Origin of the sequence: Nocardioides cremeus, assembly GCF_030518195.1 — a bacterium.
Classification (GTDB): Bacteria; Actinomycetota; Actinomycetes; order Propionibacteriales; family Nocardioidaceae; genus Nocardioides; species Nocardioides cremeus.
Window position 1 is genome coordinate 1 of sequence record NZ_JAULSC010000357.1, and the last position, 273, is coordinate 273.

At 58.6% G+C, this 273-nt stretch carries 1 protein-coding gene; it reads left to right on the top strand.

Annotated elements, in window-relative coordinates; translation table 11 throughout:
- The first annotated feature begins 1 nt into the window (after window position 1).
- Window positions 2-199, top strand: coding sequence for a ribonuclease P protein component (locus QWJ41_RS22290; protein ID WP_369292746.1), 198 nt, complete (start codon window positions 2-4; stop codon window positions 197-199).
- The last annotated feature ends 74 nt before the right edge of the window (window positions 200-273 follow it).

The following is a 273-nucleotide window of genomic DNA, read 5'->3' on the forward strand; positions in this document are numbered from 1 at the left end:
GCTGGGCAAAGCCAACGTTCGCAACCGGGCCCGCCGCCTCCTTCGGGAAGCGTTCCGGCTTCACCAGCACGACTTTCAGGAACCCGTGGCCATGGTTTTGATTGGCCGAGCCTCCATTGTGGGGAAGGAGTTTCAGCAAGTGGAACGCGATTTTCTTTCCGTTTTGCGGCAAGGTAAGCTACTTAAGAGGAACGAGTGAGACTCAATATCGCCCAAGCCATCCTGATCGGCGCCCTGCGCACCTACCGGTGGACACTCAGTCCGGCGAAGCAG